Annotated in this window: 18 protein-coding genes; 13 read left to right on the top strand and 5 right to left on the bottom strand. The window is 51.2% G+C overall.

Translation table 11 applies throughout. The features are described 5' to 3' along the window. Positions 1 to 3 precede the first annotated feature (3 nt). Complete coding sequence (locus ABID13_RS08610; protein ID WP_276325526.1) at positions 4 to 552, top strand: PulJ/GspJ family protein; 549 nt, start codon at positions 4 to 6, stop codon at positions 550 to 552. Continuing rightward, positions 536 to 1,342, top strand: coding sequence for a hypothetical protein (locus ABID13_RS08605; protein WP_334291741.1), 807 nt, complete (start codon positions 536 to 538; stop codon positions 1,340 to 1,342). Before ABID13_RS08610 ends, ABID13_RS08605 begins: the two co-directional genes overlap by 17 nt. Before the next feature lie 13 nt (positions 1,343 to 1,355). On the opposite strand, the gene ABID13_RS08600 is transcribed toward ABID13_RS08605, so the two are convergent. Further along, positions 1,356 to 2,114, bottom strand: coding sequence for a prepilin peptidase (locus tag ABID13_RS08600; protein ID WP_048929096.1), 759 nt, complete (start codon positions 2,112 to 2,114; stop codon positions 1,356 to 1,358). 68 nt (positions 2,115 to 2,182) lie between these two features. Between ABID13_RS08600 and ABID13_RS08595 the strand changes: the two genes are divergently transcribed. The 10 genes from ABID13_RS08595 (at position 2,183) to ABID13_RS08550 (ending at position 14,458) form a co-directional block, all read left to right on the top strand. Beyond that, the gene (locus ABID13_RS08595; RefSeq protein WP_045093038.1) at positions 2,183 to 3,874 is read left to right on the top strand and encodes a GspE/PulE family protein; all 1,692 of its coding nucleotides are present in this window, start codon (positions 2,183 to 2,185) and stop codon (positions 3,872 to 3,874) included. Positions 3,875 to 3,912: 38 nt separating this feature from the next. Beyond that, the gene (locus tag ABID13_RS08590; protein WP_007861958.1) at positions 3,913 to 4,278 is read left to right on the top strand and encodes a type II secretion system protein; all 366 of its coding nucleotides are present in this window, start codon (positions 3,913 to 3,915) and stop codon (positions 4,276 to 4,278) included. Between the two features lie 53 nt (positions 4,279 to 4,331). Beyond that, on the top strand, positions 4,332 to 4,778 hold the full coding sequence (locus ABID13_RS08585) for a type IV pilin protein (protein WP_242849205.1): 447 nt from the start codon (positions 4,332 to 4,334) through the stop codon (positions 4,776 to 4,778). Between the two features lie 37 nt (positions 4,779 to 4,815). Then, positions 4,816 to 6,348, top strand: coding sequence for a cardiolipin synthase (gene cls, locus ABID13_RS08580; protein ID WP_007861953.1), 1,533 nt, complete (start codon positions 4,816 to 4,818; stop codon positions 6,346 to 6,348). Positions 6,349 to 6,477: 129 nt separating this feature from the next. After that, positions 6,478 to 6,981: a putative ABC transporter permease gene (locus ABID13_RS08575; RefSeq protein WP_007861951.1), complete on the top strand. Its 504-nt coding sequence runs from the start codon at positions 6,478 to 6,480 to the stop codon at positions 6,979 to 6,981. Positions 6,982 to 7,187: 206 nt separating this feature from the next. After that, positions 7,188 to 7,949 carry a lysophospholipid acyltransferase family protein gene (locus ABID13_RS08570; protein ID WP_007861949.1) on the top strand — a complete coding sequence of 254 codons (762 nt, stop codon included), beginning with the start codon at positions 7,188 to 7,190 and terminating at the stop codon, positions 7,947 to 7,949. A 110-nt stretch (positions 7,950 to 8,059) separates the two neighbouring features. Next, positions 8,060 to 9,196, top strand: a complete 1,137-nt coding sequence (locus ABID13_RS08565; protein WP_048929095.1) for a bifunctional chorismate mutase/prephenate dehydratase — start codon at positions 8,060 to 8,062, stop codon at positions 9,194 to 9,196. A gap of 56 nt (positions 9,197 to 9,252) precedes the next feature. Next, positions 9,253 to 10,530 (top strand): ATP-binding protein, encoded by a 1,278-nt coding sequence (locus ABID13_RS08560; RefSeq protein WP_048929094.1) that lies wholly within the window; start codon positions 9,253 to 9,255, stop codon positions 10,528 to 10,530. Positions 10,531 to 10,625: 95 nt separating this feature from the next. Beyond that, positions 10,626 to 12,191 (top strand): Ppx/GppA phosphatase family protein, encoded by a 1,566-nt coding sequence (locus tag ABID13_RS08555; protein WP_007861944.1) that lies wholly within the window; start codon positions 10,626 to 10,628, stop codon positions 12,189 to 12,191. A gap of 2 nt (positions 12,192 to 12,193) precedes the next feature. Beyond that, entirely contained in the window at positions 12,194 to 14,458 is a 2,265-nt protein-coding gene (locus tag ABID13_RS08550; RefSeq protein WP_007861942.1) for an RNA degradosome polyphosphate kinase, read from the top strand. Positions 14,459 to 14,610: 152 nt separating this feature from the next. Here ABID13_RS08550 and ABID13_RS08545 read toward each other — a convergent pair whose 3' ends face one another. From ABID13_RS08545 to ABID13_RS08530, 4 genes are all read right to left on the bottom strand, one after another. Further along, complete coding sequence (locus ABID13_RS08545; protein WP_048929093.1) at positions 14,611 to 15,576, bottom strand: NAD(P)H-dependent flavin oxidoreductase; 966 nt, start codon at positions 15,574 to 15,576, stop codon at positions 14,611 to 14,613. Between the two features lie 169 nt (positions 15,577 to 15,745). Next, on the bottom strand, positions 15,746 to 16,069 hold the full coding sequence (locus ABID13_RS08540) for a NifU family protein (protein ID WP_007861938.1): 324 nt from the start codon (positions 16,067 to 16,069) through the stop codon (positions 15,746 to 15,748). 60 nt (positions 16,070 to 16,129) lie between these two features. Then, positions 16,130 to 17,749 (bottom strand): 4-hydroxyphenylacetate 3-hydroxylase family protein, encoded by a 1,620-nt coding sequence (locus ABID13_RS08535; protein WP_045093036.1) that lies wholly within the window; start codon positions 17,747 to 17,749, stop codon positions 16,130 to 16,132. Positions 17,750 to 17,784: 35 nt separating this feature from the next. Continuing rightward, positions 17,785 to 19,401 carry a 4-hydroxyphenylacetate 3-hydroxylase N-terminal domain-containing protein gene (locus ABID13_RS08530; protein WP_048929092.1) on the bottom strand — a complete coding sequence of 539 codons (1,617 nt, stop codon included), beginning with the start codon at positions 19,399 to 19,401 and terminating at the stop codon, positions 17,785 to 17,787. Positions 19,402 to 19,699: 298 nt separating this feature from the next. Here ABID13_RS08530 and ABID13_RS08525 point away from each other — a divergent pair, with 298 nt between their 5' ends. After that, positions 19,700 to 20,500: a nitroreductase family protein gene (locus ABID13_RS08525; protein WP_048929091.1), complete on the top strand. Its 801-nt coding sequence runs from the start codon at positions 19,700 to 19,702 to the stop codon at positions 20,498 to 20,500. The last annotated feature ends 55 nt before the right edge of the window (positions 20,501 to 20,555 follow it).

The raw sequence follows: 20,555 nt of genomic DNA, 5'->3' as shown, positions 1-20,555 counted from the left end.
AGAATGGATAATCGATCATCAAAGGGAAATATGACAGGCAGCAGGGGATTTACACTATTGGAAACAGTAATAGCATTGGCCATCACTGCGATGGTGACCGTATTTGCCATAGGATTCATACGCCCGCAGATCGGGCTGTATAATGAGTTCGACCAGTTGTCCCAGGCAAAGGCAATGTGCGCAGAGGCGTATGTGAAGCTGGAGAAGGTGCTGCGGTATGGATATGTGTATCATGCAGATCCCGACCGCCCGGATGAGTTGGCATATTATATAAGAAAGACCGAGCCCTATGAGTCCGTACACGAGTCTGACGGTTCCGTTTATGAGATGCTTCCGCCCATGGACAAATGGCCCCGTATTGCTGCCGGGGATCTTGAGGTGGAGGAGATGGACGGCATGACTCTGGAACTGGATTTTGGGGGAACCACAAGCAGGGAAGTCAGGGCTCTCCTTGTGGTGAAAAAGGAAGAGGAGCAGGTTTATGAACAGGAAGTGGTCATACGTTCCATGTATGATTATGAGATTGAGGGAGATGATGTTGTTGGGTGGTAACAGGAAGGACGGGGCTGCTGGCCATGGCATGCCGGGCGGTGGTGACAGGGGCAGCAGTATGATCTATGTAGTTCTTTTCGTCACCCTTCTGACCGTATTTTCCTGCGGATATATGACCATTTCCAAGTTCAACATGCAGTCCACCCTGAACAGCAGAAAATATATGGAAGCACAGCTTACGGCCAAGACCATCCACCGTACCTTTTGTGAATCGGTGGGAGGCGGAGAGTCAGACGTTATGAACAGTATCTGGCAGTGCTTTGAGTCGGACCGTGACATGGTACGTGAAGAATATGAGGAAATGATGGCGGACGAAGAGGAAAATGAGGACGCTGCGGAAGATGACGCTGTGGAAGATGACGCCGCGGAAGAGGATGCCGCGGAAAAGGAAGCAGTAGAAGATTCCGCGGAAAATGTGGATGAGCGCGTGGAAGCGGCTGCGGATGGAGAGGCTGACGGCAGTCATGACCACATCGATGGACGGTGGGAGCGGTATCTTTACCATGCCCTTGGGAATAAAGAATATGTGATGAAGGGGACCAGCGGACAGCCCGATGAGGATGTGTCAGTGGACATTACGGTCAAGGCAAAACCGCTTGCCAGGTCTGCCAATGTAAGTACCAAGGTGGTTTGTAATGGGTATACATTTTCGCTGAAAGCGGATATTGTGTTTGATCACAGTGACGGAGCCGTGATCGACAGGGGCAGCATGTACCGGAGGTCAAGAGGGGAACGGGTATACCTGGATGGAAATGGTGTTTACCGCTATTATGAGGAAGGGGACGAATAGGAACAGGATCTGTTTACGGAAGAAACAGACCCAGATACCAGGTTATGATCTCGCTGTACCACAGTCCGCATACCATAAGGGACAGGCCAAAGAAGGGCGCCATGGGTGCGCTTGTCTTGCCGTTTACCCGGCCCCTGAGCAGAGGGATAAGATACCACAGGCCGGCTATCACATAAGCCATGAAGACAGAGGCTATTCCGGCTCTGGCACCAAGAAGAAAACCGCTGGAAGCCAGAAGTTTTACATCTCCTCCGCCCACACCTCCCCTGGTAAGGATTCGGAGTATTTCCAGAAAACCGCCGCAGATAAACGAACCCGCCATGCGTTCCAGGATCCCGGGCCGGCGGCATAGGATAATGGATGCCAGTCCAAGAAGCAGGATGAGTATATGGATCCCATCGGGAATATATAAATATCTTGCGTCAATCCAGGCCGCAACGGTCAGGAGGGATGCAAAGGCGCACAGGATAACGGACTCTGCTCCGGGGCCTTTGACCAGGCAGCACAAATAAAAGATCAAGGCACTCCCCGCCTCCACGATCGGATATTGGGGAGAGACGGCTGTGTGGCAGAAGCGGCATTTCCCTCTGAGGAACAGCCAGGAAAGGACAGGTATCATGTCAATGGCGGGCAGCTGCCTTTGGCAGGAGGGACAATGGGAACGTCCGGTGACAAAGGTTTCACCTTTGGGAATCCGCATGATACATACGTTGAGAAAGCTTCCCGTGACAGCGCCGAACAATGCATATATAACTGGGTACAATGGATTCATATAGGACCTCTTTAAAACTGAATTCTGATTAAGGGAATTATACCACTATAATTGAAAGGAGACAACCAGTGCCAAATAAATTGACAATAGAGGAACTGCTGGTAAAGCATCATTACCTGACGCAGAACCAGCTGGACCGTGCCATGCATTTCAGGGGGCAGGACATGGACCAGTCAGTGGAAGAACTTCTGATGGATCTGGGTTATGTGACCGAGGAAGCAGTGATCCAGTGTGCCGCTCTGAGAGACCATGTACCTGTGGTGAATCTGGATGATATAAGGATCGACCTGAAAGCGGCCGATATGGTTTCTCCTGCATTTGCGGAGCGCAACAGGATCATTCCCATTGATTTTGACGGAGACAGATTGGTGGTGGCAGCCGCCTATCCCATGGACCAGGACATACTGGATGAGACAGCCACCATAACAGGCATGGAGGTAAAAGCCATGCTTGTAACCTCCTGTGCAATGGAGAAGGCCATTGAGAAAACTTATGGAAGCAGCCGGGAAAGGTTTGGCGGTTCAGGGGAAGCCATGGACATCTCCTCTTTGGACCGGCAGAACGAGCTTCTGTTCATGGAGCGGGTGGAGAGTGCGCCGGTAGTCCGCATGGTCAACGCCATCATAGAGAACGCCTATTCCAGAAATGCCAGTGATATCCATGTGGAGCCGGGCAAGCATGATCTTGTGATCCGCATGAGGATCAACGGTGACCTGATCGTCCATACTACCCTGGAAATGGAATATCACCGTCCCATGGTGACACGCCTTAAGCTGATGGCCGGTATGGATATTGCGGAGAAACGTCTTCCGCAGGATGGAAAGTATCACTATGAGAAGGCATCCGTGTCCACTGATCTGAGGATTTCCACCCTGCCCACTATCTTTGGGGAGAAGGTGGTGCTCAGACTTTTAGGAAATGACAGGGATAATTCCCTGATGGATATAAAGCGCCTTGGCATGAATGAGGAACAGAGGGAAGTATTTGAACGCATCCTCAAGGTGCCTCATGGGATCGTGTTGGTGACCGGTCCCACGGGAAGCGGCAAAACCACCACGCTCTATGCGGTGCTCAGCCGCATTGTGAAAAAGAAGATCAACGTGGTTACAGTGGAAGATCCTGTGGAAAAGGTGATCGAGGGAATCACCCAGGTGCAGATCAATCCAAAATCAGGCCTTACATTTGCCACAGCGCTCCGCTCCATTTTAAGACAGGATCCGGATGTGATCATGGTGGGTGAGATGCGGGATGAGGAAACAGTGTCCATTGGCGTAAGAGCTGCCATCACAGGGCATCTGGTGCTTTCCACCCTTCATACCAATGACTGTGCTTCCACCATTAACCGTCTGCGCAACATGGGTGTGCCGCCCTATATGGCGGCGGCGGCCCTTTCCGGAATTGTGTCACAGCGTCTGGTCAAGCTGCTGTGTCCGGAATGCCGTAAGCCATATGCGCCGGATGAGAGGGAGAAGCGGTTATTTGGTGAGATGGGATTAAAGGAACCGGAGTCTTTATTCAGGGCGGTGGGATGTCCCTGCTGCAGTGGAACGGGATATATCAGAAGAAAAGCCGTCTACGAGCTGATGGAGGTGGATGAGGAAGTGAAGTCCATGATACTGGATGACGCGCTTCCCAGGGATATCCGCCTGTATCAGAGAAAGAGAGGACTTAAGTCTATAAAAGAATACGTGCTGCAGATGGTCCTGGAGGGGGAAACCAGTATGGAAGAGGCTGAAAAAATCATCTATTCCGTGGAATAGGATATATGTTATATTAAAAGAAAAGAGGAATCATAACAATGAAAATGCAAAGGATAAAGAAGAAGGCCAAGGGCAGGGATGGATTTACCCTCATAGAACTGATCTGCGTCATTGCCATACTTGGGATCCTGGTGGCGCTGGCAGTTCCGTCCTACCGGGGAATACAGGACAAATCAGCCCGTCAGGTAGCCATATCAAATGCCAGGTCCAATTATACACTTGGGAAAACACAGCAGGAGATGCTGGACGCAGGACTGATGCTGTCTTCTGAAACACAGGACTACAACTATGATAAGGATAAGAATTCAGCTTACTGGGAAGGTGAAATAAACGGAATCCAATATAAAGCCGTGTATCCCGGATCGGAAGGCAAGGGTGAGATTGAGAGCAGCAGTGGAAACTAATCTGCTTTTGTGGTACAATGAGCCATGATCAGCTGAATGACAGGAAGATAAAAATGAGGAATAAGATGAGATACAGGAAGAATTGCTCCGGTTTTACCCTGGTGGAACTGGTTGTGGTAGTAGCAATCCTGGCCATACTTATGGCAATGGCAGTTCCGCAGATGATAGGGTACACCAAAGCCTCCCACAGGATGGCGGGAAGAACTGAGGCATACCTATGCGTGGATGCGGTACAGCGTTATCTGGATGATGAAAAGGAAAAGGGAACGCTGTCAGCGGGAAAAATCGTAAAGCTGGTGAACCAGGAGCTGAGTAATCCGGATACGGTACTAAGCGACTACCTCTATGGAGGACAGCAGGGAGCAAAGCTTACTGCCATGGATGTGGATTTAACCAGTGGACTCCTTAAATCCCTGACCTATGAATCAAAGTATTATACGGTTAAGATAACCATTGATAAGGATGGGAAAAGGACCCGGACGAACGAAGTATTAAAATGAGGAACATGAGAAAGGCCGGCAAGGAAGAGGTTGAAGGATGGAATTAGTCTTGGATTCGGTTATCAGTGTATGGGGGTGGCTGCTGGAACATCTGTTATACATTAACCTTTTATTTTCAATCGTCATTATATTTTTTCAGAGGCGCGACCCCAAAGTGGTGTGGACCTGGCTTCTGGCCCTGAATTTCCTCCCGGTGTTCGGAATCGTATTCTACCTTTTGTTTGGGCAGGATTTAAAAAAGAGCAGGATGTTCAGGGTAAAGGAGATCAGCGATCGGCTGAACCTGCCTATTAAAAGCCAGGAGGAAATATTTCTGGCTGACGATATGCCGGAGGAACTGATGGATCCCATGTCCAGGGATTATAAGAGCCTGATCCTCTACAATCTGGAAACATCAGGCTCTGTCCTGACTGTAAACAATAAGGTAAAGGTCTATACGGACGGGCAGGAGAAGTTTGAGGCATTGAGGAATGAACTGCGCCAGGCCCGCAGGTTTATCCATATCCAGTACTATATCATTAAAAATGATGAGCTGTTTGATTCCATTGTGCCGATCCTTCTGGAAAAGGTGAAGGAGGGTGTGGAGGTAAGGATCCTGTGTGACGGAATGGGCGGAAGGTTTATGCCCGGAAAACGCTGGGAACAGATGAAGGAAGCGGGAATCAAGATCGGGGTATTCTTTCCCCCCTTTCTGGGATGGCTGAACCTGCGTGTGAATTACCGTAACCACAGGAAAATCGTTGTCATTGACGGCTGTACCGGGTTTGTGGGTGGGTTTAACGTGGGACGGGAGTATATTTCAAAGGACCCTAAATTCGGCTATTGGCGGGACACCCATCTGGAGATCATGGGGGAAGCTGCCATCAGTTTGCAGATACGGTTTGCCCTGGACTGGAATTACGCCACAGGGGAGAACCTGTTTAAGGAGGTCCGGTATTTTGGTGATGATTCCCAGTATGTGACCCGGTGCTTAAATGGAAGGATGTCCCCCATATGGCCGGACCCTGAACGGGTCAATGAGCTGGTGGCCATGCAGATCATCACCAGCGGGCCTGATACCAGGGAACCTCACATCAGAAATAACTATCTGGAGCTGTTCCACAAGGCAAAACACAATATCTATATCCAAACACCCTATTTTATTCCGGATGATGCCATATTCTCAGCCCTTAAGATAGCAGCCCTGTCCGGCGTGGATGTAAGGCTTATGATTCCCTGCAAGCCGGACCACCCCTTTGTATACTGGGCCACCTGTTCCTATGCGGGAGAACTTCTGGATTACGGAGCCAGGGTGTATATATATGAGAACGGATTCCTCCATTCCAAGGGTATTACCATAGACGGAAGGGTCAGCTGCTACGGCACGGCCAATATGGATATCCGGAGTTTTGAACTGAATTTTGAGGTCAATGCCACTATCTATGATGAGGAAGTGACCGGGGAACTGGAGGAGGCATTTATGAATGACCTTCCCCACTGCTGTGAGATCACCAAGGAGGATTACATGGACAGAAGCCTTTGGATACGTGTGAAGGAGCAGTGCAGCCGCCTGCTTTCACCACTGCTGTAAAAAAGGATCCGTCCATCAAGCCGCTTCGGGGATGAAGCCGCCGGCGGATTGCAGAGGGGTTCACTGATTTGGGAAAGTTCTGGAAAAATACCACTGTGCGAATAAAACAATGGCAGGACTTTCATACTAATGTCTATGAGAGCACAGACAGAATCAACCCATCAAACAAACAGAATAACAGAGCTGCTGTTGAACTTTTGCCGGTGCGGTATAGCCGGATGGTGCCTGGAGGTGATGTTCACCTCGGTGGACTCCATTATGGCAGGCGACTGGAGACTTATGGGACGCACCTCCCTGATCATGTTTCCGATCTATGGGATGGGGGCGCTTTTGTTTCCCATCAGCCGCTTGATAGACAGCTGGCTGGCCGGGCTGCCGGGCTTTGAGGATGCGGGAGCGGACCGGATCTCCCGCCTGGCCCGGGCTGTACGCCATGGGCTGATCTATATGGTCCTCATATTCATTGCGGAATATATTACAGGGATCTGGCTTACAAGCCTGGGAATCTGTCCATGGGATTACTCTCTGTGGCCGGATAATGTGGGCGGGGTCATCCGTCTGAAGTTTGCCCCCCTGTGGTTTGGAACAGGGCTTTTATTTGAGTATCTGACACGTAAAAAGAGTGGATATTAAATGTCAAACCTGGATGCAGGGTATTGTATTTAATCCGCTCTTTTTATATAATAGACTGAAAGTAACTGTTCAGGACATCCGATATGAAAATGGGTGCAAAAACGGACTTATAAGCAAGCTTAACGCCCGCTTTTGCACCCATTTTCCCGCCGTCCTGAACTGTTGCGATTGAAATAAATATCTGCATAAATCAAAGGAGAACGGGAATGATACGGATAATTTTGGTGGCACTGACCGTGGTGCTGTTCCTTATTTTCAGCATACCCATGCTGGTGGTGCTGGGAATACAGGAAAAAAGGAACCCGGGGCAGGTTCAGGCCAAAAGCCTGCACACGGTGCAGGGGGTGTTCCGCTTTATATTAAAGCTGGCAGGGGTTACATATGAGGTTCAGGGATTGGAGAATATACCCAGGGACCGGGCTGTCTTGTACGTGGGAAACCACAGAAGCTATTTTGATATACTGATCGGGTATGTGACTGTACCGGGGCTTACGGGGTTTGTGGCCAAGAAGGAGATGCTGAAGGCGCCCCTTTTGCGGGACTGGATGCACAAGGTGAACTGCCTGTTCCTGGACCGGGTGGACATCAAGGAAGGGTTAAAGACGATCCTGGAGGGCATTGATAAGGTGAAGTCAGGCATTTCCATCTGGATCTTCCCGGAGGGGACGCGCAATGAGAATGAGGATATGACAGAGCTGCTGCCCTTTCATGAAGGCAGCCTGAAGATCGCGCAAAAGAGCGGATGCCCGGTGATCCCCGTGGCCATTACAGGGACGGCCCCTATTTTCGAGCAGCATTTGCCCCTGATCAAGCCGAGCCATGTGATCATACGGTATGGAGAGCCTATTTATATCAAGGAGCTTCCGCCTGAGGGCCGCAAGTTCCCGGGATCTTATACAAGGAATATTATTTCCGGTATGTTGAGGGAAATGAATCAGGCGCAGGACTTAGGGGATAAAAAAGCCTAAACCGAAAAATATCACCAAAAGATAGAACCGAAATACAGAACCGAAAGACAGAACCGAAAGACAGAACCGAAAGACAGAACCGAAAGATAGAACAGGAGTATAGAAGGACCATGGAAAATCTGGATTTACAGGAGATCAGGGGACAGCTGGATGAGATCGACCAACAGCTGGTAAAATTAATTGAGCAGAGGATGAAGCTGTGCGGGGATGTGGCGGAGTTTAAAATCGGGACCGGCAAACCGGTCTATGATGGGGAGCGGGAAAAACAGAAGCTTCAGTCAGTCATGGACATGGTCCAGGGGGATTTTAACAGGCAGAGCATGTATGAACTGTTCACACAGCTTATGACCATAAGCCGCAAGTACCAGTATGGGCTTTTGGCACGGCACGGACTTGGATTGGATACAGGTTTTACCATGGTGGATGAACTGAAGCGGGAGGGTGTCAGGATCGTTTACCAGGGTGTGGAGGGCGCCTACAGCCATGGGGCTGCCATACAGTTTTTTGGCGAGGATGCGGATATGTACCATGTGGCGATCTTTGAGGACGCCATGGTGGAGGTGGAGGAAGGCAGGGCGGATTACGCCGTGCTTCCCATAGAGAACTCCTTGGCCGGGGCTGTCAGCGACAATTATGACAATCTTGTGAGACACAATCTGTACATCGTGGGCGAGACGGAAGTCTCCGTCACCCATGCCCTGCTGGGGCTTAAGGGGGCCCGGCTTTCAGATATTAAGCGGGTGTATTCCCACCCCCAGGGATTGATGCAGTGTTCCCCGTACCTGAATGCCAACCGGCAGTGGACTCAGTTCAGTGTGGAGAATACAGCCGGGGCTGCAAAAAAAGTGCTGGAGGACCAGGATATTTCCCAGGCGGCCGTGGCCAGTGAGACGGCGGGCAGGATCTACGGACTTCAGGTCCTGAAGCGGGCGATCAACCATGACAAGGATAATACCACCAGGTTTATCATCCTGTCCAGGCATCCCGTGTACAGGAAAGGCGCCGGTAAGGTGAGTATCTGTTTTGAAGGTTTACATAAAAGCGGATCTCTTTACAACATGCTGGGCAACTTTATCTATAATGATGTGAACATGCTCATGATCGAGTCCCGTCCCATTGTGGGACGCAGCTGGGAGTACCGGTTCTTTGTGGATGTGGAAGGATGTCTTGGCGATGCATCCATACAGAACGCGTTAAAGGGAATCTCGGAGGAAGCCGTGAGCATGCGGATCCTGGGAAATTATTAGTATTTTACCAATGGTACAGTCCGTTGGGATTTGGGCATACAGGGAGGCTTGGACAAATGGATATCAATGAACTGGTTATATACAGGAACCTGGAGCACCAGGAACTGTTTGAAGAGATGGCATGCCTTATGGGATACGCTTCCCGTGAGGAAAAACCGGATGCATTCCACTGCGGGGGAAGGCTGGTCGAACTGGCCGTGAATTACGGCTTTGAGGGAAATCTGTGGCATTGTTTTCTGGCATTCTGCCTGGCTAACAATGAAAATGCCTATACCACCACCTGCGAGATCACAGGGGCGGCAGGCGGTTCCCTGGATGAGCTGGCCAGGGAGGATTTCGGTATTTTTAAGGCTCTGTTTGACTACGACATATTAAAGCTTGAACCGTCCGGGATGTGGAGACAGCTCTCCGCCTACAGGCCCGCGGGAAAGGGCAGCCGGGTGTTTAATAAGCGTATCAGGGACCGTATTGTGAACCTGGCCGTCCAGCTGGAGGAGTCCGGGGATGTGGAGGAGTTCCAGAGCCATGTAACGGAGTTTTACAGGGAATTCGGCGTGGGGAAATTCGGACTGAACAAGGCGTTCCGCATTGTGGAAAAGGATGAGGGGCAGACCGTACTGATCGACCCTATCATCAATGTGGAACATGTATATTTTAAAGACATTGTGGGGTACGAACTCCAGAAACAAAAGCTGATCGAGAACACGGAGGCATTTGTGGAGGGAAGGGAAGCCAACAATGTGCTCCTGTTCGGAGACGCAGGCACGGGCAAGTCTTCCAGCGTCAAGGCAGTGCTCAATGAATATTACTCCAGAGGACTGCGTATCATTGAGGTATACAAGCACCAGTTTAAGGCGTTGTCAGATGTGCTGGAGCAGATCAAGGACAGAAACTATAAGTTCATTATCTATATGGACGACCTCTCTTTTGAGGATTATGAGCTGGAATACAAGTATCTGAAGGCCATTCTGGAGGGAGGGCTTGGAAAGCGGCCAGACAATGTGCTGATATACGCTACCTCCAACCGGCGCCATCTGATCCGGGAAAAATTCAGCGATAAGAGGGAACTGGATGATGAGCTGCACAACAATGACACGGTGCAGGAAAAGCTGTCCCTTGCATCCCGGTTTGGGGTAACTATTTACTTTGGTTCACCGGACAAGCGGCAGTTTGAGACAATTGTGAAAGCGCTGGCAGACCGCTGCCATCTGGATATGCCGGAGGATGAGCTGTACAGGGAAGCCAACAAGTGGGAACTGAGCCACGGCGGTCTGTCGGGACGCACGGCCTCTCAGTTCATAACCCATCTTTTGGGGCGGCAGCGTATGGATTAGTACTGACTTTACAGGGATTTTACATGGGATTTACTGAAATTACATGTAAAAGCAGGCGGACCCGTTTATAATATCGGTCAAAAGGAGTGATAAAGGTGGCTATTCGGACATTTGCAGCAATTGATGTGGGCTCGTTTGAGCTGGAGATGGGTATTTACGAGATGTCGTACAAGACGGGAATCCGGCGTGTTGACCACATCCGGCACGTAATTGCCTTGGGAAAGGATACGTACAGCGAAGGCAAGATCAGCTATGGCTTGGTGGAGGAGATGTGCCAGGTCCTGGGAGAGTTTGTCCAGATCATGAAGACCTATCGGGTAAAGGATTACAGGGCTTATGCGACCAGCGCCATGAGGGAGGCCCGCAACAATCAGATCATACTGGAACAGATCAGGGTCAGGACAGGGCTGAATGTGCGCATCATCAGCAATTCAGAGCAGCGCTTCATCAGTTACAAGGCCATTGCCGCCATGGCAGGTGAATTTAATAAAGTGATCCAAAAGGGGACGGCCATTGTGGACGTTGGCTTTGGCAGCGCCCAGCTGTCCCTGTTTGACAAAGACGCCCTTGTCACCACCCAGAACCTGCCCCTGGGCACCCTGCGTGTCCGAAGCCTTCTGGCTAAGATCCCTGCCACTGTCAGCGAACACCGGGAGCAGATAGAGGAGATTGTGGACAATGAGCTCTTTACCTTCCGCAAAATGTACCTGAAGGACAGGGAAATCAATAATCTGATCGGAATCGGAGAGAATATCCTCTATATTATCAACCGTATGGACTTGAAGGCATATGGGGATAAGATCGATGCCGCCGCCATGAACCGGTTTTATGACAGGCTGTGCCAGCTGACCACGGATCAGATAGAGGAAAAGTTCGGTGTAAACAGTGAGTATGCCTCCCTTCTTCTTCCAAGTGTGGTAGTGTACAAACGCATTCTGGAACTGACCGGAGCCGAGATGTTCTGGGTGCCAGGTATCCGCCTGTGTGACGGGATTGCGGCGGAATATGCCCAGGACAACAAGCTGGTGAAGTTCAGCCATAATTTTGAAAATGATATCCTGGCAGCGTCCAGGAACATGGCCAAGCGCTACAAGTGCCACACCAGCCATAACCAGGTGCTGGAACAATATGCCCTTGGAATCTTTGACAGCATGAAAAAATACCATGGCCTTGGCAGCCGTGAGCGTCTGCTCCTTCAGATCGCGGTCCTGCTTCACGCATGCGGCAAATTCATCAGTATCAGAAATTCCAATGAGTGTTCCTATAATATTATCATGTCCACGGAGATCATCGGCCTCAGCCATCTGGAGCGGGAGATCATTGCCAATGTGGTCCGTTACAATATCAGGGACTTTGACTATGACAAGGTTCAGCTGGAGACACAGCTCCTTCAGGAAAATGTTCCGGGCTACAGCCGCAGCTCCATCACCATCCTGATCGCCAAGCTTACAGCCATCCTGCGGCTGGCCAATTCCATGGACAGAAGCCACAGGGCAAAGCTGGCGGACTGCCGCATGGCTGTAAGGGACAATGAACTGGTGATCACAACGGGATATACGGGGGATATGGCACTGGAGACATCCTCCTTTGACCAGAAAGCAGATTTCTTTGAAGAGATATTCGGCGTAAGACCTGTGTTAAAGCAGAAGAGGAGGATGTAATTATGGCAGAATCAGTTGGAAAACAGCAGAGTGGAAAGCAGTCTGCCGGAAAACAGCAGACCGGAAAGCCAAAGGCAGCCAAAACAAAAACAGCCGTACCTGAGACCGCTGCGGTGGATTTTGCGGCGGATTCCAATAATTATGTAAACCGTGAACTGAGCTGGCTGGAGTTTAACTACAGGGTGCTCAGCGAGGCCAGGGATAAGACACTGCCTTTGTTCGAGCGCCTTAAATTCCTGAGTATCACAGCCTCGAACCTGGACGAATTCTATATGGTCCGGGTGGCTTCCTTAAAGGACATGGTCCATGCAAAATACACAAAACCGGACATTGCGGGCCTGACTCCCCAGGAACAGCTGGACCAGATCAGCGAAAAGACACATCAGCTGGTGGATATGCAATATTCTACCTACAACCGTTCCCTGCTTCCCACTCTCAAGGCCAACGGCCTCCGGGTGATCACAGAGCATGAGGAACTCTCAGAGGATGAGGCTGCATTTGCAGACGAATACTTTAAAAAGAATGTGTACCCGGTACTGACTCCCATGGCGTTTGATTCGTCCAGGCCGTTTCCCCTGATCCGCAACAAGACCCTTAACATCGCGGCGCTTCTGAGAAAGAAAAAAGCGGAACAGACAGAAGAGGAACTGGAGTTTGCAATGGTCCAGGTGCCTTCCGTTATCCCACGGATCGTGGAACTTCCGCGAAAGGTGGATGGGGACGGAAAGGAGCAGCGGGTGGTCATTCTTCTGGAGGAGATTATTGAGCGGAACATGCCCGCCCTTTTCCTCAATTACGGCATTGTGGTATCCCATCCATTCCGTATTATGAGGAATGCGGATCTCACCATTGACGAGGAAGAGGCGGTGGACCTTTTGGAGGAGATCCAGAAACAGCTGAAAAAGCGCCAATGGGGCGAAGCGATCCGTCTGGAGATAGAGGACAATGTGGATAAAAGGCTTCTGAAGATCCTCAAAAAGGAACTGTCCATCAGCAATCAGGATATATTTGGAATCAACGGCCCCCTGGATCTCACCTTCCTTATGAAAATGTACGGGCTGGATGGTTTTGAGCATTTTAAAGCCCCCAGATACATTCCCCAGCCGGTTCCTGCGCTGATGAATGATGACGATATATTTACCAACATAAGAAAAGGAGATATCCTCCTTCACCATCCATATCAGAGTTTTGACCCGGTGGTGGGCTTTGTGCGAAGCGCTGCCAGGGATCCCGAGGTTCTGGCTATCAAGCAGACCCTGTACCGTGTCAGCGGCAATTCGCCCATTATTGCCGCCCTTGCAGAGGCGGCGGATAACGGAAAGCAGGTTTCGGTCCTGGTGGAGCTGAAGGCGCGTTTTGATGAGGAGAACAACATTAACTGGGCCAAGATGCTGGAAAAAGCAGGCTGTCATGTGATCTACGGGCTGGTGGGCCTTAAGACCCACAGCAAGATAACCCTGGTGGTCAGGATGGAAGATGAGGGGATCCGGCGCTACGTCCATCTGGGTACGGGGAATTACAATGACTCCACAGCCAAGCTGTATACTGACTGCGGTATCCTCACCTGCGACCCGCAGATCGGGGAGGATGCAACCGCTGTGTTTAACATGCTGTCAGGCTATTCTGAGCCATTGGCCTGGAATAAGCTTTCGGTGGCACCCCTGTGGCTTCGAGCACGGTTCCTGCGCATGATACGCAGGGAGGCCGACCATGCCAGGGAGGGACGTCCGGCCCACATCATGGCAAAGATGAACTCCCTTTGCGACAAGGAGATCATAACCGCATTGTACGAGGCATCCTGCGCCGGCGTCAAGATCGAGATGATCATCAGGGGCATCTGCTGTCTGAAAGCAGGCGTACCGGGCTTAAGTGAGAATATATCGGTCCGCTCCATTGTGGGCAACTTCCTGGAACACAGCAGGATTTTCTATTTCCTTAACGATGGAAGCCCTGAGGTATACATGGGCAGCGCCGACTGGATGCCCAGGAACCTGGACCGCCGTGTGGAGATCATGTTCCCGGTGGAAAACGAGGAATTACGTGAAAATGTTATCCATATCCTGGAACTGGAGCTGGAGGACAATGTAAAAGCGCATATCCTGCAGCCTGACGGTACCTATGAAAAAGAGGACAAACGCGGCAAAGTGCTGGTCAACTCCCAGGAGCAGTTCTGCCGGGAGGCCATGGCAGCGGCAAAAGCGTCCATGGAGGAGGAAGATCCGGCCAGGGCCAGGGTGTTTAAGCCCATAGAGAGCAGCGGAGTCTGATAGAACCGAGAAGACGGTTTGCATTTGCAGGGACTGAGAATTTTAGGCTGCCGGGATTTTGCGTTAAGGTGAAACGTGCCATTGTTTGAGCAGAAGGAGTTTTGGCACGTTTCGTCTTTTTAGCAAAATCCCGCGGCCTTAGATTTTCCACCCTACATCCGCTCCGCCACGGACCCGAGCGCATGCCCCATTTCTTCCACCAGTTCCTTCATTACCTCACCCACTGGTTTTATATCCCGGATCAGGCAGCATCCCATCCCTATGGGGAATATACCGTCCTCCAGCCTGCCGGTCTTGTACGCTTCTTTGCCTTTGGCGCCGGATATCACGGACATGAGTTCCTGCAGGGAAGCACCCTGATCCTCCATGTCAAGGCATGTGCGGGCGGCGTTGTTGTCTGCGGCGCGCATCATGTTGCGGATACTTTTTTGGATCAGGATGGTGCTGGTCTCCGTGGAATGGGTAATCCATTCTTTGTGGTTTTGGCTGATGGGCGCTTCAGTGGTAGCCAGGAAACGGGTTCCCATGACAACGGCTTCAGCCCCCAGGGCAAGGGCGGCTGCAATGCCCCGCCCGTCCACGATCCCGCCGCCCGCGATCACGGGAATATGCAGGCTCCGGGAGGCTTCGTTGGCCAGGACCATAGTTCCAATGCCGTCCATGCCAGGATGGCCGCCGCATTCATAGCCCACCGCGGTTACGGCGTCCACTCCGCAGGATTGGGCGCTGACTCCGTAGCGGGCCGCGGGAACCTTATGGATATGGATGATGCCGGCATCATGGATGAGGGAGACCAGTTTGTCCGGCTTTGTGCCGGCTGTCTCGATTGCCGCTACCTGTTCCATGCCGCAGATGTGGATGAACTGCCGCACATGATCCCCGGCATCCAGGTCAGGCAGAATGCTTATGTTGACACAGAAGGGTTTGTCCGTGAGCTGCTTCATCTCCCGGATGGCCTCATGGAAGGAATCCGGGGTCTTGTAATTGGTGGCGTTGATGGTGCCCAGGCCTCCTGCGTTGGAGACGGCCGCGGCAAGGACGGGATATGCGATATTTTGCATTCCGCCCTGGATGATGGGGTGTTTAATGTGAAGCATCTCTGTTATTTTTGTTTTCATCAAATTGTCCTCCAGGAATTTTTTCTCCGGGAAATTCTCATCAAAGAAATGTTCCCCTAAGAAATGACAAAACCCCTTGTCCTGTGGAATCAGGATACAGGGGTTTTGCCGGTTTTAAAACAAAACGGTTCTTAAGTGATAATGAAGAAATCACATCATTGTAATTGTTTTAACTTTTATGGTTCTTATTTGTACGGCCGTCTGTGCCATGGGTGAAAAGCTTCATGGCCTCCTCAATGATCTCACCGCTGATCCCGGAGTCGATTTCCACTCCCCGGATCTGTGGAATGCGGGTTACCAGTTCCTTTTGAACCAGGCTCTTGGCAGTTTCATCGGCTGACGGGCATCCCGCGCATTCGCCCTGCATTTCGATCCATAGTATGCCGTCCTGGTCCAGGTCAATGACCTCCAGTCCGCCGCCGTGATTAGATAGCTGGGGCCGTACAAACAAGTTTAAAACAGCTTCTATGTCTTTTTTTAGTTCTTCATCCATGGTTTATCCCCTACTCAGTTTCTATTGCCTAGCTTCCTCTGCTGCGTTTTGTTCGGATTTTTACTTTGTTTCTTTTTTCGCGGCAGCCATAGCATCGAATTTTGCCAGCATGGCCCGCGGAGTGGCTGTGTGGGCGCTTCGCTCATATCTCGGGCACTCCCCGTATCCCGGGATGCCTGCCAGGTATTTTGCGATCTTTTTTAACTCTTCCAGGTCGTAACGGCTCATCATGGTGATGGTCTCCATCAGCGGGGATCCACCGCCGTGAACCCCGGCCACGGCCTGTGCGGCCTCGTAGGAATCGCAGAGCTTATTTTCCATCATACGCATAACGCGGTGGGTGTCCTCTGCGCTGTAGGCAGGATTGCGGCGGATGTATTTGTTGCACAGCTCGGCTGTCTCCGGTGCAAAGAAGCTTTCCTCGGTGGGCAGGGATGCGCAGACGCCTCCGGTCAGGTCGGCCAGTGTCTCATACTCATGGTAAATGTTGTGTCCCGCCAGTCGGCGCCCCGCATTGGTCAGAACCTCATCCGGCACCCACTGTCCGGAGGGGAACTGGGTCGCGTGGTAAGCGGAGGCTTCTCCTGCGGCAAATACCAGCTCTGCTGTCTGGATGATATCGCAGAGTTTTTCGCGTACGTGGGATTCTCTTGCAATGTCGTTCACATCGGCTACAAGAGCTGCCTGGGAAGCGATCACTTCGGAAACAGCAGTCTTGCATCCGGTGTAGGAATGGCGGTGGTAGTGTGCAAACATCAGCGCCAGATAGCCTGCGTAGCGCGGTACTCCCTCATTGTCGCGGCCGCACATAAATACGCGGTCATAGGGTACAAAGCAGTCATCAAAGATGGTAAGGCTTTCCACATCGCCGATCTTTGCAAAGGGAGCTTCCAGGTGGGTGCGTTTGTGGTGAAGTCCCGGAAGGGCCATAAGCTTCACGCCGTCCCAGTCTCCGGGAAGGGCAAATGCAACCGCATAGTCCGCATCATCCGGTCCCATGAATTTGGTCGGGTTAACAATGATCTCATCCACGTAGGGGGCATTGGAGTTACAGATCTTTGCGCCGCGGACGATAATGCCCTTACAAGGTTTTCCGTCCACTCCAATGCCGTCCACATCCGTATCCACCACATGTACAAAGGAATCAGGATCCGGCTGCATGTAGGCGCGTTTGTATTTTGGATTGCGGGAGCCCTTTACATCGGTCTGGGCACAGTTGCAGATCAGGTCGTATTTCTGGCAGTATTCAATATAGTTTAACAGCCGTTGATGGTACTCGGTGCCGCAGGCCTGGTCACAGTCATAGGTGACGGAGAACAGGGCGTTCATGGCGTCCGTTCCCATACAGCGCTGCATGCATCCGCCCACGCGGTGGCAGATCAGACGCGTCATCAGCTGCTTTTTTAACAGATCCTCCTGGCTGTGGTGGATATGGGTGCATCGGTTGATCTTTTCCCCGGTTATGTGGGAGGTGGTGATGCATACATCCGCATAGTCGGGATCATTGGCCACATCATAACACTGCTTCATTACATAGGTGCCGCCCTTGATCCAGTCGGCCAGATCACGTTCCGGACCTTCCTTTCCATTGGAACGGTCCACGCATGTTCCGTTGAGATATACATTGGGTTTCATTTTCAGGAGACGCTCTTTATACTGTTCATATGTACCGATTGCCATGGCTTATACCTTCCTTTTCTTTTTATTTACTTTTTTTATTTATTTTCTTTTTTAGACGAAATGGCGTCAAATTTGGCAAGCATTGCCCTTGGTGTTGCCGTGTGGGCGCTGCGCTCGTAGCGCGGACATTTCTCATAACCGGGAATACCGGCCAGGTATTTTGCGATCTTTTTCAATTCCTCCAGGTCATAACGGCTCATGAGTGTGATGGTTTCCATTAATGGGGAACCGCCTCCGTGTACGCCTGCCACGGCCTGGGCGGCTTCGTAGGAATCGCACAGCTTATTTTCCATCATGCGTATGACTCGGTGGGTGTCCTCTGCGCTGTAGGCCGGGTTGCGGCGGATGTATTTGTTGCACAGCTCGGCTGTCTCCGGGGCAAAGAAGCTCTCCTCGGTGGGCAGGGATGCGCAGACTCCGCCGGTCAGGTCAGCCAGTGTCTCATACTCATGGTACATGTTGTGTCCTGCCAGACGGCGCCCGGCATTGGTCAGAACCTCATCGGGGACCCACTGACCGGACGGAAATTCCATTGCGTGGTGGGCGGCGGCCTCGCCTGCGGCAAATACCAGCTCTGCTGTCTGGATGATATCGCAGATCTTCTCACGTACATGGGATTCCCTTGCAATGTCGTTCACATCGGCCACAAGGGCTGCCTGGGAAGCGATCACCTCGGATACGGCGGTTTTACATCCGGTGTAGGAATGGCGGTGATAGTGTGCAAACATCAGAGCCAGATAGCCTGCGTAGCGGGCAACGCCCTCGTGGTCGCGGCCGCACATAAATACGCGGTCATATGGTACAAAACAGTCGTCAAAAATGGTAAGGCTTTCCACATCTCCGATCTGCGCATAGGGCGCGTCCAGGTGGGCGCGTTTGTGGTGCAGTCCCGGAAGGGCCATCAGCTTTACGCCGTCCCAGTCGGCCGGAAGGGCAAATGCAACCGCGTAGTCGCTGTCATCCTGGCTCATGAACTTGGTTGGGTTTACAATGATCTCATCTACGTAAGGCGCGCAGGAGTTACAGATCTTTGCACCCCGCACGATAATGCCCTTGCACGGTTTGCCGTCCACACCGGTGCCGTCCACGTCTGTCTCCACCACATGTACAAAGGAGTCGGGATCAGGCTGCATGTGGGCGCGTTTGTATTTTGGATTGCGGGAACCCTTTACATCGGTCTGGGCACAGTTGCAGATCAGGTCATATTTCTGGCAGTACTCAATATAGGCAAGCAGGCGCTTGTGGTACTCGGTGCCGCAGGCTTCATCACAGTCATATGTCACGGAGTACAGGGCGTTCATGGCGTCCGTTCCCATACAGCGCTGCATACATCCGCCCACATGCTGGCAGATCAGGCGTGTCATCAGCTGTTTCTTCAGCAGGTCATCCATGCTGTGGTGGATATGGGTGCAGCGGTTGATCCTTTCACCGTTGATATGAGATGTGGTCACACAGACATCCTCATACTTGGGGTTGTTGGCCACGTCATAGCACTGCTTCATGACATAGGTGCCTCCCTTGATCCAGTCCGCCAGGTCTCTCTCCTCGCCCTCTTTGCCATTGGAACGGTCCACACATTTCCCGTTCAGGTAGACATTGGGTTTCATTTTGAGAAGCCGTTCCTTATATTGTTCATAAGTTCCAATTGCCATAAAGTAAATCCTCCTTAAAATTTATTTGCTTGTTAAAAAATTACCATTTCTGGGACAGTATAGATGATTCCGCTTTCAAGTCATTTAAAGAGCAAGAACTATGCCAGCTATTCAAAGTATGAAATAGGCGGATTATGGAACAAAGGGTTGTATAGAAATGGAATGATCCTGAGGATGCATGTATAAAAAGTATACATATTTGAATGGCGGAATGTGATAAAAGGCTGGCATGGAATTTGCGGATATCATAATATGGATACCAATGTCTGCTTTCAGATAAAAGAAAGGGGTAAACTGTATGATACATATCAATCGTAAAGCCTGCATCGGATGCGGCAGATGCAGGGATGTCTGTTCGCTAAGCTGTATTAAGATGGAAGAGGAGAAGGCTGTTTTCGGCGGTGAAAAACGCTGTATTACATGCGGTCACTGCCTGGCTGTGTGTCCGGGGCACGCCATAGGCGTTGACCTGTATGACAACGAGCAGTCTGTGGAAATGACTTCGGCTAAGGAACTTGCATCTAAGGAAGGGTTGAAAAACAGGATGATCTTTCGCAGGAGTGTGCGATCCTACCGGATTGAGGCTCCTTCTAAGGAGGAGATCGAAGCCGTACTGGACGGAGCCAGATATGCGGGAACGGGCGGAAACAGGCAGGCACTTCGGTATGTGGCCGTGAGGGATAACCTGAGAAAGGTCACCGGCATGGCTGCGCAGACGCTGGGGCTTCTGTCCCAGAGCCAGGGATTTTACGGACCGGCCTACAACCGGATCTATAAGGAAAGTCAGAAGGGAAATGACGTGTTATTCTATAACGCTCCCTGGCTGGTACTGGTTGTCGGAAACCGGAAAAGAGGATTTAATGTTAATAAGGATGGTTGTCTGGCGGCTGCTTATATTCAGCTATTGGGGGAAACCATGGAGATTGGCTCCTGCGTCAACGGTTTTTTCGCGGATGCGGTAAAGGAGAACGCCGAACTTAGACAGGAACTCGGCATTGAGGAAGATGAGGTGCTGGTGTGCTCCATAGCCATGGGATATCCGGCAGTGGCATACCTTAGGAGCGCGCCCAGAAAGAAATTGGATGTGACCTGGAAATGACATACGAAATGACATACGAAATGACATACGAAACGGCAAACGAAACGGCAAACAA

This window comes from Enterocloster citroniae, assembly GCF_040545455.1.
Lineage (GTDB): Bacteria > Bacillota > Clostridia > Lachnospirales > Lachnospiraceae > Enterocloster > Enterocloster citroniae.
Note: the sequence above shows the minus strand (reverse complement) of the source record. Positions and strands in the feature narration are given on the sequence as shown.